We start from the raw sequence: 24496 nt of genomic DNA on the forward strand, positions 1-24496 counted from the left end.
TGTTAAGCGCCGAAGTTGGCGGCTTCAAACGTTAAGAATATAAATTCCTAACGTTAATCGGCTCTAGTCCCCGGCGGCCGGTTCACCCAGCAATGCGCGGGCGTAATCCGCGCCGTTGAAGGGGCGCAGATCCTCCATTTTTTCGCCCAGGCCCACAAAAGTGATGGGCAGATGGTGCTGCATGGCCACGGCGATGGCCACGCCGCCCTTGGCCGTGCCGTCCAGTTTGGTCAGGATCAGTTCGTCCACCCCGGCGGCCTCTTTGAAGAGCTTGGTCTGGGAAAGGGCGTTCTGGCCGGTGGTGGCGTCCAGAACCAGAATGCTGCGATGCGGCGCGCCGGAATGCTTCTTGCTCAGCACCTGGCGGATCTTGGTCAGTTCTTCCATCAGGTTGACCTTGGTCTGCAAGCGCCCGGCCGTATCCACAAAGAGCACGTCCACGCCTTCCTTCACCGCCCGGTCCACGGCCTCAAAGGCCACGGAGGCCGGATCCGAACCCGCCGGACGGGCATGGAACAGGGCTCCCACCCGCTCGGCCCAGACCTGCAACTGCTCGATGGCCGCCGCGCGGAAGGTGTCCGCCGCCGCGATCATCACCTTTTTGCCCTGCATGCGCGCGCGGTGGGCCAGCTTGGCGATGGTGGTGGTCTTGCCCACGCCGTTGACCCCGATCATCAGCACCACTTCCGGCGGATTAACGGCCGAAATACGGCGCGGCGCGCGGAAAATTTCTTCCAGCTCGGCCAGCAGCAGCTCGCGGGCCTGCTCCGCGCGCGTGACTTTTTCCCGCCGGGCGCGCTCCTTGAGGCGTTCCACCAGTTCCAGCGAGGGTTCATAGCCCAGGTCGGCCATGATGAAGAGCTCTTCCAGCTCTTCCCAGAAGGCGTCGTCCAGTTCGCCATGGTCGGCGAAGAGCGTGTCCAGACGGCGGGCAAACTGCTCGCGGGTACGCGAGAGGCCTTCGCTGATCTTCAGGAAGAGACGGCTGCGCTCGTCCTCCTCGTCCTCCAGATCCAGGGCCAGAGCCAGCCGGTATTGCAACTCGGAGCGGAATTCCTCCACATGGCGGTACTCCATGCGCTCAAGCCAGGCCCGGAAGTCATCCACAAAGTTCTGGACCTCATCCTGGGGCGCGTCCAGAGCGCGCAGCAAAAAGGCCAGCCGTTGCCAGAGCAGGTCGCCGGCGCTGTCCACGCCCTCCAGAATGATGCCCAGCCAGACCGAGAGCCGGGGTTCGGCCTCGCGCAGCCGCAGGGTCAGCGCTTCATCCTCTTCGGAAATATCGGAAGTCCCGGCCGGAGCCGGGGTTTCGGCCGGGACGGACGCGGCCCGCGGCACAGCAGCTTCCGGAGCAGGTTTCGCCGGGCTTACAGGCGCGCCTTCCGGTTCCGCGGGTCCGGCCCCGGCTTCAGGCTCCTGCGCCGATACGGCTTCGGAAGGTGGCGCAACTTCATCCTGGCGCGATCCGCCGAAGATTTTTTTAACGGCTGAAAAAAAGCCCATAGCAAACTCCTTGCGCAACAGCGCTTATTTCTCTCCGCCCAGCGCCGCCAGCACGTCTTCAAGGGCGTGCACGCAGGCTTCCACGGCCAGCGCGGCGGTTTCACACTGCGGATCATTGAGGGCGGCCTGCATGTCCCGAGCCGTATCCTCCAGCCGGGCCGCGCCCAGGCAGGGGGCCGCCAGTTCCAGCATACGCCCCAGATGGCAGAGGCCCGCCACCTCGCCGTCCGCATACAGACGGCTCAAGAGCTCGGGCGCACGGGCGAAGCTCTGCCGGAACAGCCCGGCGGTGACCCGCCAGGCGTCGGCGTGCTTACGCTGGAAACTCCGGCCCAGAGCCGGATTGACCGGAAAAACCGCGGCGGGCGCGCCCACGTCCGGAGCCTCGACGCTGTCGGCGGCCGGCGCGCTCAGGCCCAGCACGATCCTGTCCGGCGCGGCTTCGCCGCCTCCGGCCAGCGCCTCGTCCGCCTTACGGGCCAGCAAACGCCGCAGGCGGGCCAGATCCCCCCAGTGCCAGAGCAGCAGAAGCAGCGCGCCGGTGCAGAACAACGCCGCCAGGGCGAAGCGCCAAACCTCGCGCCGGGCCACCAGCGCCTGCTCCTCGGCGCTCAGACGCGGCGAAAGATAGACTTCCACCGAGCCGATGCTCCGGCCTTCCATCTTGAGCGGATTCATGCCCTGCACGGTATTTTCCGCAATTTCGTCATCCCAGGGCACAGGCTCCCACTGGTAATTGCGGCGCTGGCCCTCCAGCATGCCCTGCCGGGTCTGGACCTTGACGGCGTAAATCCTGTCGTCTTCCATGGCGGCCATGACTATGGTCCGGGCCGTCAGTTCATCCAGTTCCCAGGCGGGCAGCGAAAGCAGGGCCGCCAACTGCGAGGCCATGTGCCCGGCTTCGCTGATGAGCCGGTTTTCCGCGTCCCGGCGGCTGCCGTTCAGATTCCAGAGGCCGAGCAGCAGAAAAAGCAGAAGCCCCGCCGCCCAGGCGGTCAATGCCAGCCAGCGGCGCGTGCGGTGTGTGATGTAAGGCATATGGCGTTATGCGCGCAAAAGCCGACGGCCTTGCGCCCTCCTTCTCATTTCATTCCACGCAGGCGGCCCGTCAGGGCAGCCAGATCCTCATTGCCCAACGCGGCCAAGCAAAGCAGCCAGGCCGTCAGCCCGACGGCAATAGCCAGGGCCAGAGCGCTCCACACGCCGCCCCACCAGCCTCCGGGAACCATAACGGCCCGCGCGGTCAGCACCGCCCAGGCGGCCACACCGGCAGCCAGCGCGGCCAGCGCCTGCTGAAACAGCGCCCGCCAGGGCACGGCCCGCGCGGGCTGCCCGCAATCGCGCAACGCCCGGCGCAAGCCGGACCAGAGCAGGCAGGTCTGGAGCCAGAGCCCCAGACTCACGGCCAGGGCCGGTCCCATGGCCGAACAGGCAGTGGGAAGACTATGGCCCAGCACGGCCCCGGCCGCAAGTGTGGCCGCCACGGCCCAGCCCGCGCTGACCGCCGTGCGCCGCGTCGCGCCCAGCGCGTTGCAGCCCGCAAGCAAGCTGCGGTTGAGCGCAAACGCGGGCAGGCCCGGCAGATAGGCCCAGAGCGCCAGCCCGGTTTCGCGCGCGGCCCGGGCGTCAAAGGCCCCGTGCCGCAGCAGGGCGTCCACCAGATCCGGGCCCACGGCCCAAAGCCCCATGGCGGCGGGCAGGCTGAAAAGCGTGGTCCAGCGCAGGGCCGCGTTCAACTGGTCGCCAACAGCCGAAAAATTCCGTTCCGCCGCGAGACGGCTCAGGGACGGCAAACTGGCCATGCCCAGGCAGACGCCCACCAGCCCCAGCGGCAATTCCAGCAGGCGCTCAGCGTAATACAGCGCCGCCACCTGCCCCTGGCCCAAGCCCGAAGCCAGGCCCATGGCCGCCAGCATGGCCAGCTGCGGCGCGGCGGCCCCCAGCAGACCGGCCGGAACATGCGCCAGACAGCGCCAGGCGGCCCGGCCGATGCTTTCCCCTTCGGCTTCCACGGCATCAGGCCCGCATTCACCCGCCGCCGACGTCGCTCCGCTCAGCAGACACCGCAGGGCCAGCCACTGCGCCAGCCACTGGACCAGGCCGCCGCAGAGCATGCCCAGAGCCAGCGTCTGCGCGGGCGGCCAGCCACCCAGCGCGGCCGCGACCGTGAACAGGAGCATGGTCAGATTGAACAGCGCGGGCGACAAGGCGGGCAGCCAGAACACATCCATGCTGTGCAAAAACGCCATACCCAGAGCGGCCATGCCCGCCGTCAGCAGATAAGGCAGGCAGATCCGCAGCAGTTCCGCCACCCGCGCAGCTTCCGGGCCGGAAAAACCGGGGGCCAGCAAGGCCGCCAGCAAGGGCGCGGCCAGCAGGCCCAAGAGGGTCAGAGCCGCCAGAGTCAGCCCCAGACGTAGGGCCAGAGCCGCGGCCAGAGGGCGCAACATCCGTCCGCGTTGCCCCGCCGTTCCGTCGGCGCCGCATTGTCCGGTCCCGTTTTTTCCCGCCGGGCCGTGGGCGCGGCGCACCAGGGCGGCGGTAAGCGTCATGGACAGGGACCCTTCGCCCAGGAGACGGCGCAACACATGAGGCAGCCGCATGGCCGCCACCAGAGCGTCAGCCGTCGCCCCGCCGCCCAGCAGCCATGCCATGCCCATATCCCTGGCCAGACCCAGCAGGCGCGAGACGAGTGTGAAACCGCCCAGCAGGGCCGCCGTGCGCAGCATCCGGCCCGGCGCGGCCCGCGCCGACTGAGGGCTGGTACTCCGCAGCATGCTCAGATCACTTGCCTTGCCGCAACCGCTCAGGGCCGGTGCGGATCGGTTTCCGACCGCCAGGCCCGCACGGCCTCACGCACGCGTTGGTTCTGCTCCTCGGGCATTTCCTTGAACTCTTCGGCGAAAACATGGATGCGCGTGCCGCCGCGCGGCGCGAACAGGCCTTTGACCCGGCACCAGCAGGGGGCGAGCAGCTCGCGCAGATCCTCCAGCACGGTGTTGGTGATGGTTTCCATAAAAGACTGGTGGTTGCGGAACGCGAACATATAGAGTTTGAAGCTCTTGGATTCCACGCAGAGCTTGTCCGGCACGTATTCCACGCTGATGGTCCCGCAGTCCGGCTGTCCCGTCACCGGGCAAAGAGAGGTGAATTCGGGAAAACTGATGCTGATCACATAGGGCCGCCGCGGATAGCAGTTGGGAAAGGATTCCAGCAGACCGACGCCGGGGCCGCCCTCAAGGGCCGGGAGACGGCCCGTGCCGAGGATATGCAGGTTCCGGGTTTCGTCCTGACTACGGGTGGGCATGCGCAACTCCTTCAAACATCCTTATGAAACGCCAGAGCGATCGGCGCGTACCGGACTTGTAACCCATTGCGCTTACGGCTACAATATTCTATTCAAGCGCCGTCCTGGACGGCCAATTCCTCTTCGGAGCGCGCACTTATGCATCTCTGCCTGCGATTGCGGCCCTGCCGGGCTGGAGATTGTCTGCCTTTGCTTCCCGCCGAACTGCCGGGGGTAGACGTCTGGCCCGCGCATTGCCTCGCGGAACCCATTCCGCGTCCCCTGCCCCGCCTGCCCGTGGGCAGCCGCCTGTACGACGCGGACGGAACGGAATTGCTCAAGGTCACCGGACGCATCTGGCTGCCCTCACCTTCCGGCCTCAACAACCCGCATGCCCATGACTGCCCGTTGGTCACGGCCCTGACGGATATCGCGCCCATTCCGATTCCGGACAACGACGCCCTTTGCCTGGAAGTTCGCAAGGAAGGCCGCTCTCTGGCCTGGATCACGCTTTCGGACAAGGGCTCCCAGGGGCTGCGCGAGGATCTGAGCGGTCCGGTGATCAAGGATATGGCGGCCGCGCGCCTGCCGCTCTGCCACAGCCAGGGCTTTCTGCTGCCGGACGAACCCGCGCTGCTCCGCGCTTTGCTTACGGATCTGGCCCTGAACCAAGGCTATGACCTGATCTGCACCACCGGCGGCACGGGTCTTTCGCCGCGCGACATCGCGCCTCAGGTCACGGCCACCCTGCTGGACATGTCCCTGCCCGGCTTCAGCCAGGCCATGATGGCCGCGAGTCTGGCCAAAACGCCGCACGCCGCCATCTCCCGCGCCGTGGCCGGAGTGCTGGGCCGGAGCATCGTCATCAACCTGCCGGGCAGCCGCAAGGGCGTACTGGAAAATCTGGCCGCCGTGTTGCCCGCCCTGCCCCACGCTCTGGACAAACTGCACGGCGACCCCGCCGATTGTGGAGGATAGCAGCATGCGCACGCCCTTCGGCCAATTCGCCGACATCTGCCGGATGATCAAAATCGAGCATTCCATCTTTGCCCTGCCCTATGCCTGGGCCGGGGCTTTTCTGGCCGCGCGGGGCCTGCCGCCCTTGCGCAGCCTGATTTTTCTGACTATCGGCATGGTGGCCGCGCGTTCCTTCTCCATGGCCTTCAACCGCCTGGTGGACCTGCCCTTTGACCGCGACAATCCGCGCACCAGTGACCGCCCGCTGGTCACCGGGGCCATCAACAAGGCGCAGACCTGGGCCTTCTGCGGAGTCATGGCTCTGATTTTCATTCTGGCCTGCGCCTGCCTGAACAGCCTCTGCCTTTGGCTGGCCGTGCCGGCCCTGCTTTTTGCGGCCGCCTACAGCCTGCTCAAACGCGTCACCGCTCTTTGTCATTTCTGGCTCGGAGCCACGCTGGGCCTGGCCCCCCTGGCGGGCTGGATCAGCGTGAATCCTGCGGGCATGGACCTCTCGCCCGTGCTGCTCTTTCTGGCCGTGACCTTCTGGGTCGGAGCCTTTGACATCTATTACGCCTTTCAGGATCTGGATTTCGACCTTGCCTTTGATTTGCGCTCCGTGCCCTCGGTCTACGGACCGGACACCTCCCTGGCCCTGGCGGCCTTCTCCCATGTGATGACCGCCATTTTCCTGCTGCTGACGGGTCTGGCGGCCGGACTCTCCTGGCCGTGGTACGTAATCTGTCTGGGCATCGCCGCGCTGCTTCTGCTGGAGCACCGGCTGATGCGACCTCAGGATCTGCGGCATGTGAACACCGCCTTTTTCACGCTCAACGGAATCATCTCTCCGGTGGTGCTGGCGGGCGTGATTCTGGGCATTTACCTCTAGACCGGAATAAGCATGCCCCGTAAAAAAACCTATCAGTGGCAGGCGGACGGCGAGGCGGAACATGAAGCCGCGCCCAGCCGTTCGGCCAAAAAACGCCAGAGTCTGGCCCTTCAGAACCTGGGCGAGGAACTGACCCGGCTGGCCCCGGCCGAACTGCGCGATTTTGATCTGCCGCCGGATCTGCTCGAAGCCCTGGCCCTGTATGCCCGCATCCGCGACCATGAAGGCCGCCGCCGGCAGATGCAGTACATCGGCCGCCTGATGCGCGAAACCGACGCCGAACGCCTGCGCGCGGCCCTGGCGGCCCGGCGGGAGGCGGTGTCGGCCGACACCGCGCGTTTCCATCTGGTGGAACAATGGCGCGAGCGCCTGCTGGCCGCGCCCGAGGCGGACGTGGAAGGTCTGCTGCAAACCATCCTGCAGGCCATGCCGCCCCTAACTGACGGCCAGGCCGTGGCGGACCGCCCCACGCCCGAGGAATTGCGCCGTCTTGTGCGGGAAGCGCGGGAAGCCCGCGCCGCCCGGAAGGCCACAGCGGGCGTTGTCGCGCCCCATGCCTCCCGCGCCCTGTTCCGGGCTCTGAACCGCGCGCTGGCTCCCGCTCCTGGTAAAGACTGAACAAGGTTTGAACCCGGTCTGTACGGTAAAGCCGGGCTACGGAAACATCCGCGCCACACTGCCTGCCAGCAGACCGGCCAGCAAGAAATTAAGCGCCCGCCCGTGCCGCCGGAACACTTCCCTTAACAGGCCGCCCGCCGCGGCCCAAAGCAGATTGCAGGCTACACCCAACGCCGCAAAAAGCAGGGCGCAGCCCAGCACATGCGGGACGTCCGGCGCATGGGGCAGCACAAACGTGGTCAGGGCTGTAAAACCGCAGAGCAGCACCTTCACATTGACGAATTGCAGCGTAAGGCCGCTCCAGAACCCCAGCGGCTGTCCCTCGCTGTTGCCGTCCCCGTTTTCCCCCACCCCGCCCGCGACCATGCGCCAAGCCAGCCAGAGAATATAGACCGCGCCCGGCCAGATCATCCAGGCCGCCAACCCCGGCAGTGCGCGCGCCAGGGCGAGCGCCGCGCCGCCGCAGAGCAGCATGACGGCCAGAAATCCGGCGCTCATACCCGCCAGCAGCGGGGCGCTGCGGCGCAGACCGTGCGCAGCCGCGCTGCTCAGGGCCAGGATATTGTTGGGGCCCGGCGTGACGGCGGCAATCAGCGCATAACTCAGAAAAGAACAGAACACGACGAACGGCATGACATTCTCCTTGCTTTTTTCCAGAATAGCGCTGACAGTTCCATCGAAATAGCAAATATTTTTGCATTTATAATTCAATAAATCCGATTTAAGGAAGTATTCATGGACTTGCGCCGCCTGGAAGCCCTCAGCGCCGTGGTGGACGAAGGCAGCTTTGAGAAGGCCGCCCGCCGCCTCTGCTGTGCGCAATCCACGGTCACCTTTCAGATCCGCCAGCTGGAACAGGAGCTTGGTCTGCAATTGTTCGAAAAAGTGGGTCGCCGCATGCGTCTCACCGAGGCGGGCCAGGGGCTTATGCCCCAGGTGCGCGAGCTGGCCCGGATGCTCGAGAGCCTGCGCGCGGCGGCACGGCGGGAAGAGCCGCGCGGCCGGTTGCGCGTGGCCGTGGGTGAAAGCCTGCTGGCCTACAAACTGCCGGAGGTGCTGCGCCGCTTCCACGCCCGCGCTCCTGACGTGCGCCTGGATCTGCAATCGCTCAACTGCTATGTGATCCGGGACGCCCTGCTCAGCGGCGCGGCGGATGTGGGCGTGTTCTACAGCCAGGGGCGGGACGTCTCGCTGATTCAGGAAACGCTGGCGGATTTTTCTCTGGTTCTGGTGGCCGCGCCCGGTCCGGCGGACCTGGATTTCACCCGTCCGGACCAGAAGCTGCCCGTCAGCCTGATCATCAACGAGCCGCAGTGCATGTTCCGGCTGCTTTTTGAAAACACGCTGCGGCAACGCAATATCAGTCTGGCCGGGACCATTGAACTGATGAGCATTGAGAGCATCAAAAATTGCGTGGCCGCCGGTCTCGGCGTTTCCTATCTGCCCCGCTTCTGCGTGGAGGAGGAATTGCGTCACGGCCTGCTGCGCGAACTGCCCTTTGCCGCGCCGGTTCACAGCCTGCGCGCCGTCTGCGCCCGGCATGTGAACAAGGCCCTGAGTCCGGCCCTGCGCCTGTTCATGTCCCTGGCCGCCGGAACCATCAAGGACACGGCAACGCGCCGGGTGTAAAAAAAGTCCGCCGCAAAGCTTGACGGCACGGCGTCGATAGGGTAGAAGCCTTCTTCGTCAACAGCGCCCTTGTAGCTCAGTCGGTAGAGTGCATCCTTGGTAAGGATGAGGTCTCCGGTTCAATCCCGGACAAGGGCTCCAGAAATACCACGCCTATGATCTCATAGGCGTTTTTTTTCGTCCGGGGCAAAGGCCATGCAGATTCCCGTTCCTCTCGTCACCGTGGGCCTGCTCACGCTCTCCAACATCTTTATGACCTTCGCCTGGTACGGCCATCTGCGCTACAAAAGCCTGGCCCTGCCGCTGGTCATCCTTTCGAGTTGGGGCATCGCCTTTTTCGAATATATGCTCCAGGTTCCGGCCAACCGCATCGGCTACGGCTATTTTTCCGCCGCGGAACTGAAAACCGTTCAGGAAGTCATTTCCCTGACCGTCTTCATGCTCTTTTCGACCTTCTGGCTGCACGAATCCCTGCGCTGGAACCACATTCTGGGCTTCGCGCTGATCGTGCTGGCAGCCTGGGTCATCTTCAAGGAATGGTAAAGCCGCATGTTCACTCTCACCCTGAGCGCCATCCTGATCTGCGCCGGCGCGGCCCTGCTGGGCGGCTTCATTGACGCCATCGCCGGGGGCGGCGGGCTGATCACCATGCCCGCCCTGCTGCTGACCGGCGTGCCGCCCCATCTGGCTTTGGGCACCAACAAAGTCAGCTCCTGCGTGGGCACCAGCGTGGCCCTGGGCAACTTCGCCCGCAGTCATCTGGTACTCTGGCGTCTGGCCCTGGCGGGTCTGGTTTTTTCCCTGCTGGGAGCCTACGCCGGGTCCATCCTGGCGCTGTATGTGAACAGCGAGATTCTGGGCAAGATCCTGGTGGGCCTGCTGCCCGTGGGCATGTGCGCCACCCTGCTGCCCAAAAAAGAACGGGAGTGCGCGCCGCGCCCGCTCGAAGGAGCGCGCTTCTGGACCCTGGTGCCCCTGGTCTGTCTGCTGATCGGCGCGTATGACGGCTTTTTCGGACCGGGCACGGGCAGTTTCCTGATCCTGGCCTTCCACTGGATACTGCGCGTGGGGCTCATCGAAGCCTCGGCCACCTCCAAAGTGCTCAATCTGGCCTCCAACTTCGGCGCGGTGGTGGCCTTCGTCTGGCACGGCAAAGTGCTCTGGCCCCTGGCTCTGGCCATGACCGCGGGTTCCGTGGCGGGCAACTGGCTGGGCAGCCGCACGGCCATCCGGGTGGGGGCCAAGGCTGTACGCCGCTTCCTGACCATCTCCCTTTCCCTGTTGCTGCTCACCCTGATCTGGGAATATTTTCTGGCCCCGGCCCGTTAGAGCATTTTCCTTTTTGAAACGCTCGCTCGGCGCTTCAGTTCGAAAATGCATTTCGCTTACGAGGCGGACAGGCCGCCGGGCCGCCGCATCGTGCGACCTTAATACGAACGCCGCCGGACAGTGGGAGAATGCGCGGAGCGCGATTGCCGCAATGTGGAAATTTTGCAGAATCAGCGTTTTTTATGCGGATATGACCACAACGCGGCCTTGCCTTGACATTCCGGCGCATATAGAATGAGGACAGCCCGGCGGAACCGCCGCGCGACGGCTCCTCACCCCTTATACAAGGAGCAGCGTTATGCGTCGCATTCTTCCTCTTGTGCTGATGTTTCTTCTGCTGGCCGCCACGGTGCAGGCCGCCGAAGTCAAAAAACAGCTGCCCGGCGACCTTACCCTGGCTGAGGCCCGGAAAGTGCTTGAAACGGCTCTGATCAAAGCCGAGGCCCAGGGCGTGCCCATGAATATCGCCGTGGTGGACGCTGGCGGCAACCTCAAAGCTTTTGTGCGCCAGGACGGCGCTTTTCTGGGCAGCATCGACGTGGCCACCAAAAAGGCCCGCACGGCCCGTTTCTTCAATATGTCCACAGCCCAGTTGGGCGCTGCCTCCCAACCCGGCAAGGAACTCTACGGCATTGAAGTCACCAACGACGGCCTGGCCATTTTCGGTGGCGGCGAGCTGCTGGTCAAAGACGGCGTCATTGTGGGCGCCATCGGCGTGAGCGGCGGTTCAGTGGCCGAGGACACCAATGTGGCCAAGGCTGGGGCGGCGGCATTCGAGTCGGTTAAAAAGAATAAGTAACGGACAATTGACGTTCCATGCAAAAACCCGGCGTAAGCCGGGCTTTTTCATTCAGGCCTGTCTTTCTGTTTCGTCTCGCGCCGTGGAGCGGTTCGGGACGCGGGGTCCGTGAGGCCCGCGATGGCCCCGCCGGCCACGGCCCAGAGATAGAGAGAGGCCACGGTGGCGCAGGGAGCATAGCGCCGCCGGTATTTGTCAAAAAGTTTGCGGCCGATGCGGCGGTGGCGGTAGAGCATACGCAGGCCGCGCTGAATGGCGAGATCGCCGTAGCTGATCACGTCGGGCCGTTGCAGGGAAAAGGTCATCAGCATTTCAGCGGTCCAGACACCAACGCCGGGAAGACGCGCCAGCTCGGCGCAAAGCGCGTCGTCGGGCAGGCTCCGCAGGGCCTCCACGTCAAACTCGCCGCTCAGCGCTCTGGCGGCGGCCCCCTTCATGTAGCCCACCTTGCGGAAGGACAGGCCGAAGGCCTGCAAATCCGTCTCCGCCGTCTCCTGGATGACGCGGGGCGTGATTTCGCCCAAGCCCGCGCGCATACGCGCCCAGATGGTCTGCTGGGCTTTGGTGGCGATCTGCTGGCCCACAATGGCGTGGATCAGGGCTTCAAAGAGATCCGGCACAACTTCGCGGCGCACCGGGCCGATCAGATCAATGGCCTCGCCCAGACGCTTGTCCCGCGCCTTGAGATGGGCCATTTCTTTTTCGCCGTACTCAAAATAAACGCCCATCCTTCACCGTCTTGCGCCGTTTTGCCGGGACTGGCCTAAATTGGCGCTTTTGGCTTTCCGGCAAGAAAGAGGGACTTTTCGCGGAGGGAGTGTAGTTCTACCCCATCCGACCGGAGCAAAAAGTTCCTCTGGCACAGCCGGAAGTCAAAAGGGCCAATAGGGACAGCCCTCAGTTTTTCAGGCTGTGGATAGGCGCGGGAATTCGCCCGCCCAGACCGATAAAAGCGGAGGCGTCGCCCTGAGTCACCGGAATGATGGCGGCCTTGCCCAGCAGACCGCCGAAAGAAACCTCGTCGCCCACGCCCTTGCCGGGCACGGGTATCACACGCACCGCCGTGGTTTTGTGGTTGATCATGCCGATGGCCATTTCGTCGGCGATCAGGCCGGAAATGGTGGCCGCCGGGGTGTCGCCGGGAATGGCGATCATGTCCAGCCCCACCGAGCAAACGCTGGTCATGGCCTCCAGTTTTTCAATGCTCAGACGGCCCGACATGGCCGCGGCCTCAATACTGGAATCTTCGGACACGGGAATGAAAGCCCCGGACAGGCCGCCCACCGAGGAGGAGGCGAAGGCCCCGCCCTTTTTCACCGCGTCGTTGAGCATGGCCAGCACGGCAGTGCTGCCGGGCGCGCCGATGCTGGAGAGGCCCAGGCTCTGGAAAATTTCGCCCACCGAGTCGCCCACGGCCGGGGTGGGCGCCAGGGAAAGGTCGGCCACGCCGAAGGGAATGCCCAGCCGTCGGGCCACCTCTGTGCCGATCATTTCGCCCACGCGGGTCACCTTGTAGGCCGTGCGCTTGATGACTTCGGCCATGTCCAGAAGGGTCAGGCGGCCGCCCTGCTCGTTACGTCCGGCGGCCAAGGCCCGGTCGATGGCCTTCTTGACCACGCCGGGGCCGGAAACGCCCACGTTGATGACCACATCCGGCTCGCCCACGCCCAGATAGGCCCCGGCCATGAACGGCACGTCCTGCGGAATGTTGGCAAAAACCACCAATTTCGCGCAGCCGATGCCGCCGCGCTCCGCCGTGGCCTGGGCCGTTTTGAGAATCTGTTCGCCCATCAGGGCCACCGCGTCCATATTGATGCCGCTGCGCGAGGAAGCCACGTTAATGGATGAGCAGATGCGGTCGGTCTGGGCCAGCGCGTCGGGCAGGGCTTCAATGAGGGCGCGGTCGCCCCTGGCGAAACCTTTTTCCACCAGGGCCGTGAAGCCGCCCAGAAAATCCACCCCGGCCTCCTTGGCGGCCTCGTCCAGGGCGCGGCAGATGCGCACCATGCCGTCCGGACCGAAGGGCGCGCCCACCACAGCGACGGGACTGACGCTGATGCGCTTGTTGACCACCGGGATGCCGTACTTGTCGCCTACTTCATCGCAGACGGCCACAAGCTGCGAGGCGTAGCGGCGCAGTTTGGCCCGCACGTTGGCGGTGAAGAGGTCCAGATCATGGCTCACGCAGTCAAACAGGCTCACGCCGAGTGTGACGGTGCGCACGTCCAGATGCTCGTTACGGAGCATGTTCAGGGTGCTGGTGACTTCGCGTTCTGAAAGCATGGCGTATCCTGTGTAGCATGCGCGGCCTGCCGCCTCCGAAGACCGGCTCGGGCTGCCGCTGCAAAGATGGATTTTGTTCCCTGGCGGGAAAAAGCCGGGCGCGGACCAGGGAGAGTACTCTTCCGGCACAGACCCGGGCCGCGCCCGGCTTTTGACGCAGCCCAGGGGGCAAGAGGCGTTTTGAACGGCGGTTCTTAAAAGGAACTCACCCGGTGAACGGCCTCGAAAATATCACGATGCTGCACGCTCACGCGCAGGTGGCGGGTCTGGCCCTCACAGGCCAGTTCGCGGCGCAGGCGCCCCAGGTCCACGCTTTCGGGCACCATGACTTCAAACACGAAAAGCGCATGGTCCGCTCCACCCTCGCCCAGAATGGCCTTAAGACTTTCGATGTTCACCCCGTGGCGGGCGAACACCCGGCTCATGGCCGCGATAAGGCCGGGCTTGTCCGGGCCGTCGGCGGTAACCACAAAGGGATCGCAGTTGAGCTCCTGGCCCCACTGCCCTTCAATGGCCGGACGCACCAGGACGGAGAGATCCACCTGGGCTTCGGCCAGACCGGCGGTGAGCTGCTCGCGCAGTTTCTCGGCGCTGTGGCCCTCCGGGGCCTGAACCACGAAAATGGCCGCGAATTCGCCGGAAAGGATGGTCTGGGTCACTTCCACGATGTTGCAGCCCGTTTCACCCAGGATGCGGCTCACCGAGGCCACCACGCCGGGGCAGTCGCGGCCGAGAAAGGAGGCAGTGTATTTCTGCATGGCACAGTCCTTGGGAAAAGCGCCGACCGCCCTGAAAATCGCGCGTCCGGCGGAAAGCGTTTCTATACACGCAAAAGCGGACGCAGTTCAAGCCCGTAAAGCGCCTCCGGCGGACAGACGCATGCTGATTCCCTGTCCCCGCGAACGCATCCGGCGCAACCGGCAAGTAACCGATGGCCGGAATTGTGAACATTTTGTAAAAACGGCGAGTTCTTCGTGCGGCCGAGGCAACGGCATGCCCATGCCGGCCGCCGGACAATCTTGACGCTCCCGACCGAATGGCATACCGTAACGCTCCTTTCCTGAACGGGGACGGGCACGACGGCGCGGGGATGTTCCCGCAGGCCGCCAAGGCAGGGTCAGAGCGGGGGAATTCTGTGGAAAACCGGGAAAAGAGCAAAAAGCCTGTGGTCAAGCTGGGCACCAAGTCTTCGCATGCGGCCTATTTCATGCCCATGCTGGAAAGTTTCGCCGCGCGGGATGACCTCAACGAGGTCATCAAAAACCGGGTCAGCAAAGCCTGTGATCTGCTGGACGCGGGCGTGCCCCTTTTCCCCAACGATTTCCGCAAAGAACACGCCGTTTCCTGGGTGCTGGAAAAATTCGGCAGCCTGGAGGAGGACGCTCTGGAAAAGCAGGAAGACGTCTTCGCCGTTGCCGGGCGTATCGTCTCCCTGCGTTCTTTCGGCAAGGTGGCTTTTTTTCACCTCATGGACCAGAGCGGGCGCATCCAGTGCTACGCCTCGCGCGAGCATCTGGACGAGGAGACCTACAAGATCGTCAAGAAGCTGGATGTGGGCGACATTGTCGGCGTTTCCGGCCATCTGTTCCGTACCAAGACCGGCGAACTGACCATTGCCTGCCGCAGCCTCAAGCTGATCACCCGCTCCATGCGGCCTCTGCCCGAAAAATACCACGGGCTCAAGGACATGGAGACGCGCTACCGCCAGCGCTACGTGGACCTCATCGTCACGCCGCGCGCGCGAGAAATTTTTGCCAAGCGCAGCCTGATTGTGCGCGAATTCCGCCGCTTCATGGAAGACCACGGCTTCATGGAGGTGGAAACCCCCATCATGCAGCCCCTGGCCGGCGGCGCCACGGCCAAGCCCTTCAAGACCCATCACAATGCGCTGGATCTGGATCTTTTCCTGCGCATCGCGCCGGAGCTGTACCTCAAGCGCCTGCTGGTGGGCGGCTTTGAAAAGGTCTTCGAACTGAACCGCAGCTTCCGCAACGAGGGCATCGACACCCGCCATAATCCGGAATTCACCATGTGCGAATTCTACTGGGCCTATGCCACCTTTGAAGACCTGATGAACCTTACGGAACAGCTTTTCGCCCATCTGGCCCTGGCGGCCTGCGGTTCCACGGTGGTGCCCTATCAGGGCCAGGAAATCGACCTTACGCCCGGTCATTGGAAGCGTCTCAGTTTTTACGATTCGTTGACGGAAATCGGCGGACATTCCCCAGATTTTTACAATGATTACAACAAAGTGCGCAGCTATATCCGCGAGCGCGGCGAAAAGGCCGCCGACAGCGAAAGCCTGCAAAAACTTCAGGCCAAACTGTTTGACCTGGATGTGGAAGGCAAGCTGATCCAGCCGCACTTCATCTACCATTACCCCACGGAAATTTCGCCCCTTTCCCGCCGCAACGACCAGCGACCGGAAATCACCGACCGCTTCGAGCTGTTCATCACCGGACGCGAACTGTCCAACGCCTTTTCCGAACTCAACGATCCCGTGGACCAGCGCCTGCGCTTTGAGGAACAGGTGCGCGAACGGGAGGCCGGCGACGACGAGGCCCACAGCATGGACGAAGACTATCTGCGCGCCCTGGAATACGGCATGCCCCCGGCTGCCGGACAGGGCGTGGGCATTGACCGCCTGGTCATGCTGCTCACGGATTCAGCCTCCATCCGCGAGGTGATTCTCTTCCCGTTGCTGCGGCCGGAATTTATTTCATAACTTTCTGGCGGAACATCACAAAGAGCATATGAACCTGCTGTCCTTTATTGCAGGCGCACTGGCGGTCATCATTTTTCGCGGGCTGCGCGAAAAATTCTTTTCCCGGCCCGCAGATGGCGATGATCAATTGAGTCTTGTCCGCCTGGAAACGGATCAGCAGGCAACCTCCACCCCAACTCCGCCGCTGGACATTGAGAAGGTTTTCGGCCCGCTGGACTGCGACGGCACATGTTGCACGCCCTATGAAACCTGCAATCCCGTGGAAAGACTGTTTTGCCAGAAGGTTCTCAAACCTGAGGCGGGCGACGGGACGTTCTGGGGACAGTATAACGTTGTACTGCCGTCGGGCAACGCACGGATTGATTTTGCCGTGGGCAGTCGGGACGGACGCCGCATCGCCGTGGAACTTGACGGGTACGGCACACATGCAAAATTAAGCAAGAAAGATTTCAATAAACAGCTCTCCCGCCAGAACGACCTGACGAACGCGGGCTGGCAGGTGCTGCGTTTTTCCGTTCCCCGCCTGCTGCATCAACTAAAAGAGAATAAGCCGCTCGCTTGTCGTGACGTTCTGCGAACCGCGCTCGCGCCGCACGCGCCCGCTCCGTTGCCGCCCGCCCCATTGGTGCATGCCGACAGCCCGAAGATTGGGGTTCACGATGCAGAACGCGCCAAAAAAGATGGCTTGGTCTTTTCAGAAAAAGCACACACATGGTATGTGGCCCATATCGGTGAAGTGGCCCCAAATGTACCGGACGCCTGGCAAATGAGAATCTGGACTGCCTGCATGAGGCAGGGCTGCAAAGGTCGTCTGGAACCACGCCGACGCCGGGATGACGGGCGCTTTTTCTGGGCCTGCGATGCCTGCAGTACAACTTACAGTGACCGGAGCGGCGGAAGCCGACGCGACGGCCCGTGCCAAGATAACGCCACCGCTGAGCCCGCAGGCGTAATTCACGTTAAGGAGTGCGGGGATACGCGCTTCCTCTAAAAAAAGTCTTGAATCTCAAGCCAAGCTGGGCCAGAATGCCGCAAATGTCTTTCGAACTCTTCGTGGCCCTGCGCTACCTTTTTTCGCGGCGCAAGCAGACCTTTATCTACATTATATCCCTGATGTCCATTCTGGGGGTAGCCATCGGCGTAGGCGCTCTGGTGGTGGTGCTGGGCGTCTACAACGGCCTGACCACCGACATGCGCGACAAGATTCTGGGGGCAAACGCCCACGGCATCGTCATGTCCTATGTGCCCTCGGCCTTTGAGCACAATCCGGACCTGTCGCAACGCATCCGCTCGGTGGAAGGCGTCACCGGGGCCACGCCCTTCATCTATACGGAAGTAATGCTTTCCGCGGGCGGCGGGGTCAAGGGCGTTGTGCTGCGCGGCATCGACCCGGCCAGCGCGCCCGAGGTGCTCTCCCTGCTGCGCCAGATGCGTTCCGGTTCTGCCCAGGCCCTGCAAAAGGACGGCACGCCGGGCATCATTATCGGCGAAGAGCTGGCCCGCCGCCTGAGCCTGACCGTGGGCAGCCGGGTCAATCTCCTCTCGCCCTCGGGGCAGAAGACCGCCTCGGGCTATTCCCCACGCATCCGGCCTTTCGAGGTGGTCGGCGTCTTCAAGACCGGCATGTTCGAATACGATTCCTCCCTGGCTTTCGTCACACTGGACGCCGCACGCGACGTGCTTGGCCTGCCCGCGGGATTCCTGTCGGGCATTGAAATCACGGTCAAGGATGTCTTCAAGGCTGACGAGGCCGCCGCGCGTCTGGCCGCCGAGTTGGGTTCGCCCTTTTACGTGCGCACCTGGATGGAGATGAACGCCAATCTTTTCGCGGCCCTCAAGCTGGAAAAGGTGGGCATGTTCATTCTTCTGGCCATGGTGGTGCTGATCGGGTCCTTCTCCATTGTCACGACCCTGGTCATGCTGGTTATGGAAAAAACCCGCGATATCGCCATCATGATGTCCATGGGAGCCACGCGCGGCATGATCCGCCGCATTTTCATGCTGCAGGGCACCATCATCGGCGTCATCGGCACTCTGCTGGGCTACGCCTTCGGCCTGAGCCTGGGCTGGCTGCTCAAGCGCTACCAGTTCATCAAACTGCCGGAGAACGTCTACACGCTCGACCACCTCCCCATCATCATCACGGTTTCCGACGTGCTCATCGTGGGGGCCAGCGCCATGCTGCTCTGCTTTCTGGCCACTCTTTATCCGGCGCGCCAGGCCGCCCGTCTGGAACCAGCCGAAGCCCTGCGCTACGAATAATTATGTCCGAGCTCTATAAATTTTCTGACGTGGGAAAAAAGTTTTCCGGGCCTGGAGAAAATCTTGAAATTTTCAAGAATATCAACCTGATTGTGGAAGAGGGAGAAGCCCTGGCCATCGTGGGGGCTTCCGGTTCCGGCAAGTCCACCCTCTTGCATCTTATGGGTGCTCTTGATACTCCAAGCACTGGCATTGTGGCCTTTGACGGCCGGGATATGGCTCTGATGAGCCCGGATCAGAAAGCCGCTTTCCGCAATAAAACCCTGGGCTTCGTTTTTCAGTTCCACCATCTTCTGCCGGAATTTTCGGCACTGGAAAACGTGGCCATGCCGGCCGTCATCGGCGGCGCGCGACGTGCCGCCGTGCTGCCCGAGGCACGCGCCATGCTGGAACGGGTCGGCCTGGCCGACCGTGCGGACAGCAAAATAGCCACCCTGTCCGGCGGCGAACGCCAGCGGGTGGCCATAGCCCGCGCGGTCCTGCTGCGGCCGCGCGTCCTTCTGGCTGACGAACCCACCGGCAATCTGGATGAAATCACCGGCGCGCAGGTGGGGGATATGCTGAATGAACTCAACCGTGAACTGGGCATGACCCTGGTGGTGGTGACGCACAATTTGGATTTGGCCGCCAGAATGGACCGCGGCCTGGAACTTAGAGCGGGGGCTCTGTATGAGAAGTCTTTTGCATAGTGTGCTGTTCAGGGCCGTGTGCCTTGCGGTCCTGGCCTGCGCCTTCCAGGCGCTGTCCGCCCAGAACGTCATGGCGGCCGAGGCCGGACAGCCGCTGGTGCTGGTCCTGCCCTTTCAGGTCAATGCCGGGCCGGACATGCCCAACGCTTCCCGCGACGTGCCGCAGCTCATCGCCAGCCAGCTGGAGCAGAACGGCCTCAAGGCCGTGCCCATGAACCGGGCCCGCGCCCTGTTCGAACGCAGCGGCGACAATACTATTGATCTGGCCGCGGCCCGCCGTCTGGGGCGTCAGGCCGGCGCCAAGCTGGTCATCTACGGCAGCTTCAATCAACTGGGCGACGGTTTCACCATGGACACCCGCCTGGTGCCCGTGGAGAAAGGCGAGGCCGTACCCGCCGGTTTTGAACGCAACTCTCTGGTGGCGCTGAGCGAATGCGCCGCGGCCGTTGCCGGGCGCGCCTCCAACATGCTGGGTTCCGCCGCGCAGGCTCCCGCCCCGCAGGCCGACAATGGTCCCGGTTTTGTGCCCATGCATTCGCCGGCGGCCGCCGGAGGCGGTCTGACCGACGTGCAGGTGCGCGGCATGAAAATCATGGATCCGGATACCGTGCTTATGCGCCTGACCATCCGCAAAGGCGACAAGCCCGACGCCAACGCCATCAACGAAGAAGTCAAGCGCATCTGGGATATGGGCTATTTCAGCGACGTGCAGGCCTCTCTGGAAGGCGGCGTTCTGGTCTTCACCGTGGTGGAAAAACCGCGCATCGACAATATCGTGGTGGAAGGCTCCAAGGACATCGACCAGGAAGACGTGCTGGCCGCCATGGGCACCAAGTCCGGCAGCGTGCTCAACGAGCAGATGCTTTCCGACGACCTGCAGAAAATCACCGAGCTCTACCGCAAGGAAGGCTATTATCTGGCCAAGGCCAACTACCGCCTGGAAGACCGCCAGGGCGGACGGGGCGCGGTGCTGATCATTTCCGTGGACGAGGGCAACAAGCTCTACATCAAGGAAGTGAAGATCGAAGGCCTCAAGGAGCTCAGCCAAGGCGACATGGACAAGTACCTGGCGCTCAAGCCCCGCAACATTTTCTCCTGGTTCACGGGCAGCGGCGTACTCAAGGATGAATATCTGGAGCGCGACACCAACGCCATCGCCGCCTTCGGCCTGAACGAAGGCTTTGTGGACATACAGGTTTCCGCGCCGCAGGTGGACTACAAGCCCGACGGCATCTACATCACCTTCACCGTGCATGAGGGGCCGCGTTATGCCGTGCGCGACGTGAAATTCGCCGGTGACGTCATCGACAGCGAAGAAAACATGCTTCAGGTCGTGCAGATGGACGACTGGAAGAAGTCCAACAAATACTTCTCCCTGACGGTCATGCAGGAAGACTCCAAGCGCATGACGGATTTTTATGCCGACTACGGCTATGCCTTTGCCGAAGTGGACACCAAGCTGATGAAGGCCGACGACGGCAGCGCCCAGGTGGATGTGGGCTACCTGGTCAACAAAAAACAGAAGGTCTTCATCCGCCGTCTCACGGTGGAAGGCAACACCAAGACCCGCGACAACGTCATCCTGCGTGAAATGCGCCTGGGCGACGGCGACATGTACGAGGGCGCCAAACTGCGCCGCTCCACCGAACGCCTGAACCGTTTGCGCTACTTCTCCGCCGTGGATACGGAGCTGATCCCCACCGGCAACGAGGACGAGGTGGACCTCAAGGTCAAGGTCAAGGAAGCCAACACCGGCGCCATCATGGGCGGCATCGGCTACTCCACCTACTATGACGTGGGCGTCACGGCCTCCATCATGGAGCGCAACCTCTTCGGCCGGGGCTACTGGCTCCAGCTGCAGGGCTTCTTCTCCTGGCGGCGCACCACCGGCATGCTTTCATTCACCAATCCCCGCGTCTATGACACGGATCTTTCCATAGGCAACGATCTTTATTACACCCACGACTACTGGGACGACTTTACCAAGGATACCATCGGCGACACCATCCGCGCCTCCTATCCCATCGGCGAATACACCTCGGTGGGTCTGGCCTACCGCCTGGAACGCTACGAACTCTATGACGTGGAACACAACGCCTCGCCGTACATCAGCGACTACAAGGGCGTGAACTGGACCAGCGCCGTTTCCGGCCGCGTGCTGCGCGACACCACCGACGCCAAGGACCGGCCCACCTCGGGCACCATCACCCGCCTCTGGGCGGAATACGGCGGCGGCGGCCTGGGCGGCACGGACAACTTCGTCAAGGCTGTGGCCGACTGGCAGGGTTTCTGGTCTGTTAATCCCCAGAATACCTTCCACGTGCGCACCCGCCTGGGCGGCATCTTCCAGAACACCGATGACCCCGTGCCCGTCTTCGAACGCTTCTGGCTGGGCGGCATGGACACCATCCGCGGCTATTCCTACTCCGATCTTTCGCCCCGCGACTACAAGTATGCCGGCGAACAGATCGGCGGCGACCGCATGGGCGTGCTCAACGTGGAGTACATCTGGACCTTCCAGAAAGATATGGGCCTGGCGCTGGTGCCTTTCTTCGACGGCGGCTTCAACATTGACCATAAAACCATGGGCAATGATCTGGATAAATATCTGGTGGCCTCCGCCGGTCTGGAACTGCGCTGGCGTTCGCCCATGGGCGATCTGCGCATCGCCTACGGCATCCCTCTGGTTCAGGACTATGACAAGGAAATGGAATCCGGAAGGCTGGAGTTCAGCATGGGCCAGTTCTTCTAAGATCGGCGCGTAACAACGTCTTTTAATCTGGGAGCGCCAGTCGTTGTCCGCCAGGACTTACGGCTGGCGCTTTTGCCTTGCCGATAAACAGCATTCCCGTGTTCCGCGCGCAATCCTTCATCAGAGTTTTCCAGAAAAAGCCCGTCTCCCGCATAACCCGCCCCGAATTTTACGCTCGGCTCTTTATGGCACAAAATCTGCAAAGCCTCGCGAAGAAGCGCCCGGGGCATGTTTTTCCCATGCCGCCATGCCGCTCGTCCCCTTAAGGGTGACGCCGGACGGCCGATACGATATATACTCGGACGGAAACCGGCGTCAGAAAACTGACGAAAAACGCCGGAATAGAGAACAGGAAAGCACCGTGGCCGGAAAAAGCAAACGACAGAAACAGACGGACAAAGCCGTTTTTAAGCGCCTCGCGCCGCCGCTGGCTTTTTTGCTGGCGCTTTGTCTGCTGGTCATCTGCTGCTATGACGCCGGATACAGCGCCCTGCCGCCCACGGAAAAGCGCTATGCCGCCGCCAAGGCGGACATCGCCAGCCTCAAGCTGGACGATAAAAAAGGCAATCTGCGCGAACCTTGGGAAAAACTGGCCACGGAATTCCGGGCCATTTACGACACGGACCCGTCCTGGCCCAATCGCCCGGCGGCCTTGTTCCGTGCCGCCGAAAGTCTGGAGGAACTTGCCAGGCGGTCCTTCGCCAAAGCGGACGCCCGCAAGGCCATAGAATGTTATGAATCCCTGGCCCTGCGCCATGCGGACAGCCGTCTGGCCGACGACGCCCTGTTCCGGGCGGCGAAGATGCGCGCGGCCTGGCTCAAGGACGACAAGGGCGCGCTGGCCCTGCTGGCCCGGATCAAGAGCCAGTACCCTAAAGGCGATATGCTGCCTGAAGCTCTGGCCCTGGAAAAGACCCTCAAGGCCTCGGCCAACGGCCGTACCGCGCCGGAGGCCCGTCAGGTGGCGGCGGCCGACAAGAAAGAGGCCGTGGAGGATCAACCCGCTACCGTTAGCGCAGCGGCGTCCGCCGCGCGCGGCGACAGCCCCGCTTCCGTCCCCCCGGTTCCGGAAGGCCAGCTGCTGCCCCGCTATCGCGCGGCCAAGGTTCGTATGGACGCCCTCAAGGCGGACAAAGTCAGGTCCTGCTGGCGGCAGCCATGGGAAGAATTGCAGACGGAATTCCAGCGTATCTATGAAAGCCGCAAGAACTGGGCTGTAGCTCCCGGCGCGCTGTTCCGCTCCGCCGCAAGCCAGGAGGCCCTGGCCGACTGCTCCCATTTATCCGACGATTACCGGCGGGCTCTGGAACTTTATCTGGCCCTGCCCCGCGAATTTCCTCAGAGCGCCCTGGCCGACGACGCCCTGTTGCGCGCGGCCCGGATCCAGGCCGGACATCTGGGCCGACCCGGAGAAGCTCTGACCCTGCTGGACGAAATCGCCGCCGGCTATCCGCGCGGCGACATGGCCGCTGAGGCCCGCGCCCTGCGGGCGCAGTGGAGCGGTGGTCTGGCGGACGCCGGTGACGTCGCGGGCGCGCCGGGCGTCGGGCGCGCGCGAACGGCGTCCAAGGTTCCGGCCCGGTTGGAAACGCCGGAACTTCAGGTGCTTTCCTGGGATTCCCTGAACAAAAACAGCGTGGAAATCGTGCTGGAAATGAGCGGCCCCGCCCGCTACTCCACCCGTCTGGTCAAGGCCCAGAAAGGCGTTCCGGCCCGCTTGTATCTGGATCTGGAAAATGCCGCCGTGGTCAATGACGTGCGCAAGGGCGTCACCGTGCGCGGCAGCCTCTTGCAGGCTGTGCGCGTGCGTGACCGCAAGGAAGGCGGGGCCAGTCTGCAATTCGATTTTCGTGAAGTGCGGCGCTTTGACGCCCGTACAGAGGACGATCCCTGCCGCATCATACTCAGTGTGGCCGCCGGCAAGACGCCGCTTCCCCGCAAGGCCGGAGCCGCGGCGGCTTTCGCTTCCGCCGGGGGGGAAGATGCGACTCCCCGCGCCGATAAAGCCGACATCAGGAGCCGTCAGGTCAGCGATATGGCCAGCCAGCTCGGCCTGACCGTGCACACGGTGTTCATTGACGCCGGTCATGGCGGCCGGGATCCGGGCACCAGTCACAACAACGTGCTGGAGCGCCTGATCACTCTGGACGTGGCGCTGAGTCTGGGCCGTCTTCTGGAGGCCAACGGCCTGGAGGTCGTCTACAGCCGTACGCGCGACATGGCCGTTTCCCTGAGCGAGCGCACCCGCAAGGCCAACGCGGCGCGCGCCGACCTCTTCGTCTCGGTGCATGTCAACGCCAGCGACGACCAGCGGGTCAGCGGCCTGGAAACCTATTACCTGGATCTGGCCAGCAATCCGCAGGCCGCGCGCGTGGCCGCTCTGGAAAACGCCGGCAGTGACCGCCGCCTCGGCGACATGCAGAACATGCTGGCTGACGTCATGCTCAACGCCCGGGTGGAGGAATCGCGCCGCCTGGCCACGGATATCCAGCGGCTGTCCATGTTCCGCCTGAAGCGGCGGGATTTCACGGTCAGAAACAACGGCGTCAAGGCCGCGCCCTTCCATGTGCTGCTCGGCGCGCAGATGCCCGCGGTGCTGGTGGAGCTCGGCTACTGCACCAATCAGGCCGAGGCCCGCAACCTGAGCAATCCCAAATACCGCCACGCTCTGGCTGAAGGCTTGGCCGAGGGCATCCTGGCCTACAAAGATCGCCTTCTCAAACGCCAGACCGCGCAGAATTCCTTGACGCCCACCGGCCCCGGTGCTATGTGAAG

General features: G+C 63.4%; 21 protein-coding genes and 1 tRNA gene. 14 read left to right on the plus strand and 8 right to left on the minus strand.

Translation table 11 applies throughout. The features are described from left to right. Positions 1 to 63: 63 nt before the first annotated feature. The 4 genes from ftsY to queF are packed head-to-tail and all read right to left on the minus strand — an operon-like array spanning position 64 to position 4810. Entirely contained in the window at positions 64 to 1503 is a 1440-nt protein-coding gene (ftsY, locus tag FYJ44_RS03985) for a signal recognition particle-docking protein FtsY (RefSeq protein WP_154509386.1), read from the minus strand. A gap of 24 nt (positions 1504 to 1527) precedes the next feature. Further along, the gene (locus tag FYJ44_RS03990) at positions 1528 to 2541 is read right to left on the minus strand and encodes a hypothetical protein (RefSeq protein WP_154509388.1); all 1014 of its coding nucleotides are present in this window, start codon (positions 2539 to 2541) and stop codon (positions 1528 to 1530) included. A gap of 44 nt (positions 2542 to 2585) precedes the next feature. Next, positions 2586 to 4280 carry a murein biosynthesis integral membrane protein MurJ gene (gene murJ, locus FYJ44_RS03995; RefSeq protein ID WP_154509390.1) on the minus strand — a complete coding sequence of 565 codons (1695 nt, stop codon included), beginning with the start codon at positions 4278 to 4280 and terminating at the stop codon, positions 2586 to 2588. 29 nt (positions 4281 to 4309) lie between these two features. Further along, complete coding sequence (gene queF, locus FYJ44_RS04000; protein WP_154509392.1) at positions 4310 to 4810, minus strand: preQ(1) synthase; 501 nt, start codon at positions 4808 to 4810, stop codon at positions 4310 to 4312. A gap of 138 nt (positions 4811 to 4948) precedes the next feature. Between queF and FYJ44_RS04005 the strand changes: the two genes are divergently transcribed. From FYJ44_RS04005 to yjgA, 3 genes are read left to right on the plus strand one after another with little or no spacing between them, the layout of a single operon-like run. Continuing rightward, entirely contained in the window at positions 4949 to 5767 is an 819-nt protein-coding gene (locus tag FYJ44_RS04005) for a MogA/MoaB family molybdenum cofactor biosynthesis protein (RefSeq protein ID WP_154509394.1), read from the plus strand. 4 nt (positions 5768 to 5771) lie between these two features. Continuing rightward, a complete protein-coding gene (locus tag FYJ44_RS04010; RefSeq protein WP_154509396.1) occupies positions 5772 to 6635 on the plus strand; it encodes a UbiA-like polyprenyltransferase in 864 nt (287 codons plus the stop codon). Between the two features lie 12 nt (positions 6636 to 6647). Then, positions 6648 to 7253, plus strand: a complete 606-nt coding sequence (gene yjgA, locus FYJ44_RS04015; protein WP_154509398.1) for a ribosome biogenesis factor YjgA — start codon at positions 6648 to 6650, stop codon at positions 7251 to 7253. Between the two features lie 36 nt (positions 7254 to 7289). Here yjgA and eamB read toward each other — a convergent pair whose 3' ends face one another. Then, positions 7290 to 7886, minus strand: coding sequence for a cysteine/O-acetylserine transporter (gene eamB / locus FYJ44_RS04020; protein ID WP_154509400.1), 597 nt, complete (start codon positions 7884 to 7886; stop codon positions 7290 to 7292). A 102-nt stretch (positions 7887 to 7988) separates the two neighbouring features. On the opposite strand from eamB, the gene FYJ44_RS04025 reads away from it, so the two are divergent. The 5 genes from FYJ44_RS04025 to FYJ44_RS04045 all read left to right on the plus strand — a co-directional run bounded on the left by FYJ44_RS04025 (position 7989) and on the right by FYJ44_RS04045 (position 11010). Further along, on the plus strand, positions 7989 to 8882 hold the full coding sequence (locus FYJ44_RS04025; protein WP_154509402.1) for a LysR family transcriptional regulator: 894 nt from the start codon (positions 7989 to 7991) through the stop codon (positions 8880 to 8882). 65 nt (positions 8883 to 8947) lie between these two features. Beyond that, positions 8948 to 9023, plus strand: a tRNA-Thr gene (locus FYJ44_RS04030). 54 nt (positions 9024 to 9077) lie between these two features. Next, positions 9078 to 9425: a DMT family protein gene (locus FYJ44_RS04035; protein ID WP_154509404.1), complete on the plus strand. Its 348-nt coding sequence runs from the start codon at positions 9078 to 9080 to the stop codon at positions 9423 to 9425. Positions 9426 to 9431: 6 nt separating this feature from the next. Then, positions 9432 to 10211, plus strand: coding sequence for a sulfite exporter TauE/SafE family protein (locus FYJ44_RS04040; RefSeq protein ID WP_154509406.1), 780 nt, complete (start codon positions 9432 to 9434; stop codon positions 10209 to 10211). A gap of 298 nt (positions 10212 to 10509) precedes the next feature. Next, on the plus strand, positions 10510 to 11010 hold the full coding sequence (locus FYJ44_RS04045) for a GlcG/HbpS family heme-binding protein (protein ID WP_154509408.1): 501 nt from the start codon (positions 10510 to 10512) through the stop codon (positions 11008 to 11010). 47 nt (positions 11011 to 11057) lie between these two features. Here the strand turns inward: FYJ44_RS04045 and FYJ44_RS04050 are convergent, their stop codons facing one another. The 3 genes from FYJ44_RS04050 to FYJ44_RS04060 form a co-directional block, all read right to left on the minus strand. Continuing rightward, a complete protein-coding gene (locus FYJ44_RS04050; protein ID WP_154509410.1) occupies positions 11058 to 11738 on the minus strand; it encodes a DNA-3-methyladenine glycosylase family protein in 681 nt (226 codons plus the stop codon). A 169-nt stretch (positions 11739 to 11907) separates the two neighbouring features. Beyond that, complete coding sequence (locus tag FYJ44_RS04055) at positions 11908 to 13293, minus strand: PFL family protein (protein WP_154509412.1); 1386 nt, start codon at positions 13291 to 13293, stop codon at positions 11908 to 11910. A gap of 194 nt (positions 13294 to 13487) precedes the next feature. Further along, positions 13488 to 14051, minus strand: a complete 564-nt coding sequence (locus FYJ44_RS04060; protein WP_154509414.1) for a glycine cleavage system transcriptional repressor — start codon at positions 14049 to 14051, stop codon at positions 13488 to 13490. Positions 14052 to 14428: 377 nt separating this feature from the next. On the opposite strand from FYJ44_RS04060, the gene lysS reads away from it, so the two are divergent. The 6 genes from lysS to FYJ44_RS14925 all read left to right on the plus strand — a co-directional run bounded on the left by lysS (position 14429) and on the right by FYJ44_RS14925 (position 24494). Next, entirely contained in the window at positions 14429 to 16018 is a 1590-nt protein-coding gene (gene lysS / locus FYJ44_RS04065; RefSeq protein WP_374042605.1) for a lysine--tRNA ligase, read from the plus strand. Positions 16019 to 16046: 28 nt separating this feature from the next. Beyond that, positions 16047 to 17009 (plus strand): putative endonuclease domain-containing protein, encoded by a 963-nt coding sequence (locus FYJ44_RS04070; RefSeq protein ID WP_154509416.1) that lies wholly within the window; start codon positions 16047 to 16049, stop codon positions 17007 to 17009. A 44-nt stretch (positions 17010 to 17053) separates the two neighbouring features. Continuing rightward, on the plus strand, positions 17054 to 18280 hold the full coding sequence (locus FYJ44_RS04075; protein WP_195840945.1) for a lipoprotein-releasing ABC transporter permease subunit: 1227 nt from the start codon (positions 17054 to 17056) through the stop codon (positions 18278 to 18280). A gap of 2 nt (positions 18281 to 18282) precedes the next feature. Further along, entirely contained in the window at positions 18283 to 18969 is a 687-nt protein-coding gene (locus FYJ44_RS04080; protein ID WP_154509420.1) for an ABC transporter ATP-binding protein, read from the plus strand. Continuing rightward, positions 18950 to 21721, plus strand: coding sequence for an outer membrane protein assembly factor BamA (gene bamA / locus FYJ44_RS04085; RefSeq protein WP_154509422.1), 2772 nt, complete (start codon positions 18950 to 18952; stop codon positions 21719 to 21721). Before FYJ44_RS04080 ends, bamA begins: the two co-directional genes overlap by 20 nt. A 361-nt stretch (positions 21722 to 22082) precedes the next feature. After that, the gene (locus tag FYJ44_RS14925) at positions 22083 to 24494 is read left to right on the plus strand and encodes an N-acetylmuramoyl-L-alanine amidase (protein ID WP_326833665.1); all 2412 of its coding nucleotides are present in this window, start codon (positions 22083 to 22085) and stop codon (positions 24492 to 24494) included. Positions 24495 to 24496 lie beyond the last annotated feature (2 nt).

It is taken from the genome of Desulfovibrio porci (genome assembly GCF_009696265.1).
GTDB classification, from domain to species: domain Bacteria; phylum Desulfobacterota; class Desulfovibrionia; order Desulfovibrionales; family Desulfovibrionaceae; genus Desulfovibrio; species Desulfovibrio porci.

Coding starts and splice junctions, on each gene's coding strand:
- ftsY (WP_154509386.1), bottom strand. CDS start 1,503: ATGGGCTTTTTTTCAGCCGTTAAAAAAATCTTCGGCGGATCGCGCCAG.
- FYJ44_RS03990 (WP_154509388.1), bottom strand. CDS start 2,541: ATGCCTTACATCACACACCGCACGCGCCGCTGGCTGGCATTGACCGCC.
- murJ (WP_154509390.1), bottom strand. CDS start 4,280: ATGCTGCGGAGTACCAGCCCTCAGTCGGCGCGGGCCGCGCCGGGCCGG.
- queF (WP_154509392.1), bottom strand. CDS start 4,810: ATGCCCACCCGTAGTCAGGACGAAACCCGGAACCTGCATATCCTCGGC.
- FYJ44_RS04005 (WP_154509394.1), top strand. CDS start 4,949: ATGCATCTCTGCCTGCGATTGCGGCCCTGCCGGGCTGGAGATTGTCTG.
- FYJ44_RS04010 (WP_154509396.1), top strand. CDS start 5,772: ATGCGCACGCCCTTCGGCCAATTCGCCGACATCTGCCGGATGATCAAA.
- yjgA (WP_154509398.1), top strand. CDS start 6,648: ATGCCCCGTAAAAAAACCTATCAGTGGCAGGCGGACGGCGAGGCGGAA.
- eamB (WP_154509400.1), bottom strand. CDS start 7,886: ATGCCGTTCGTCGTGTTCTGTTCTTTTCTGAGTTATGCGCTGATTGCC.
- FYJ44_RS04025 (WP_154509402.1), top strand. CDS start 7,989: ATGGACTTGCGCCGCCTGGAAGCCCTCAGCGCCGTGGTGGACGAAGGC.
- FYJ44_RS04035 (WP_154509404.1), top strand. CDS start 9,078: ATGCAGATTCCCGTTCCTCTCGTCACCGTGGGCCTGCTCACGCTCTCC.
- FYJ44_RS04040 (WP_154509406.1), top strand. CDS start 9,432: ATGTTCACTCTCACCCTGAGCGCCATCCTGATCTGCGCCGGCGCGGCC.
- FYJ44_RS04045 (WP_154509408.1), top strand. CDS start 10,510: ATGCGTCGCATTCTTCCTCTTGTGCTGATGTTTCTTCTGCTGGCCGCC.
- FYJ44_RS04050 (WP_154509410.1), bottom strand. CDS start 11,738: ATGGGCGTTTATTTTGAGTACGGCGAAAAAGAAATGGCCCATCTCAAG.
- FYJ44_RS04055 (WP_154509412.1), bottom strand. CDS start 13,293: ATGCTTTCAGAACGCGAAGTCACCAGCACCCTGAACATGCTCCGTAAC.
- FYJ44_RS04060 (WP_154509414.1), bottom strand. CDS start 14,051: ATGCAGAAATACACTGCCTCCTTTCTCGGCCGCGACTGCCCCGGCGTG.
- FYJ44_RS04070 (WP_154509416.1), top strand. CDS start 16,047: ATGAACCTGCTGTCCTTTATTGCAGGCGCACTGGCGGTCATCATTTTT.
- FYJ44_RS04075 (WP_195840945.1), top strand. CDS start 17,054: ATGTCTTTCGAACTCTTCGTGGCCCTGCGCTACCTTTTTTCGCGGCGC.
- FYJ44_RS04080 (WP_154509420.1), top strand. CDS start 18,283: ATGTCCGAGCTCTATAAATTTTCTGACGTGGGAAAAAAGTTTTCCGGG.
- bamA (WP_154509422.1), top strand. CDS start 18,950: ATGAGAAGTCTTTTGCATAGTGTGCTGTTCAGGGCCGTGTGCCTTGCG.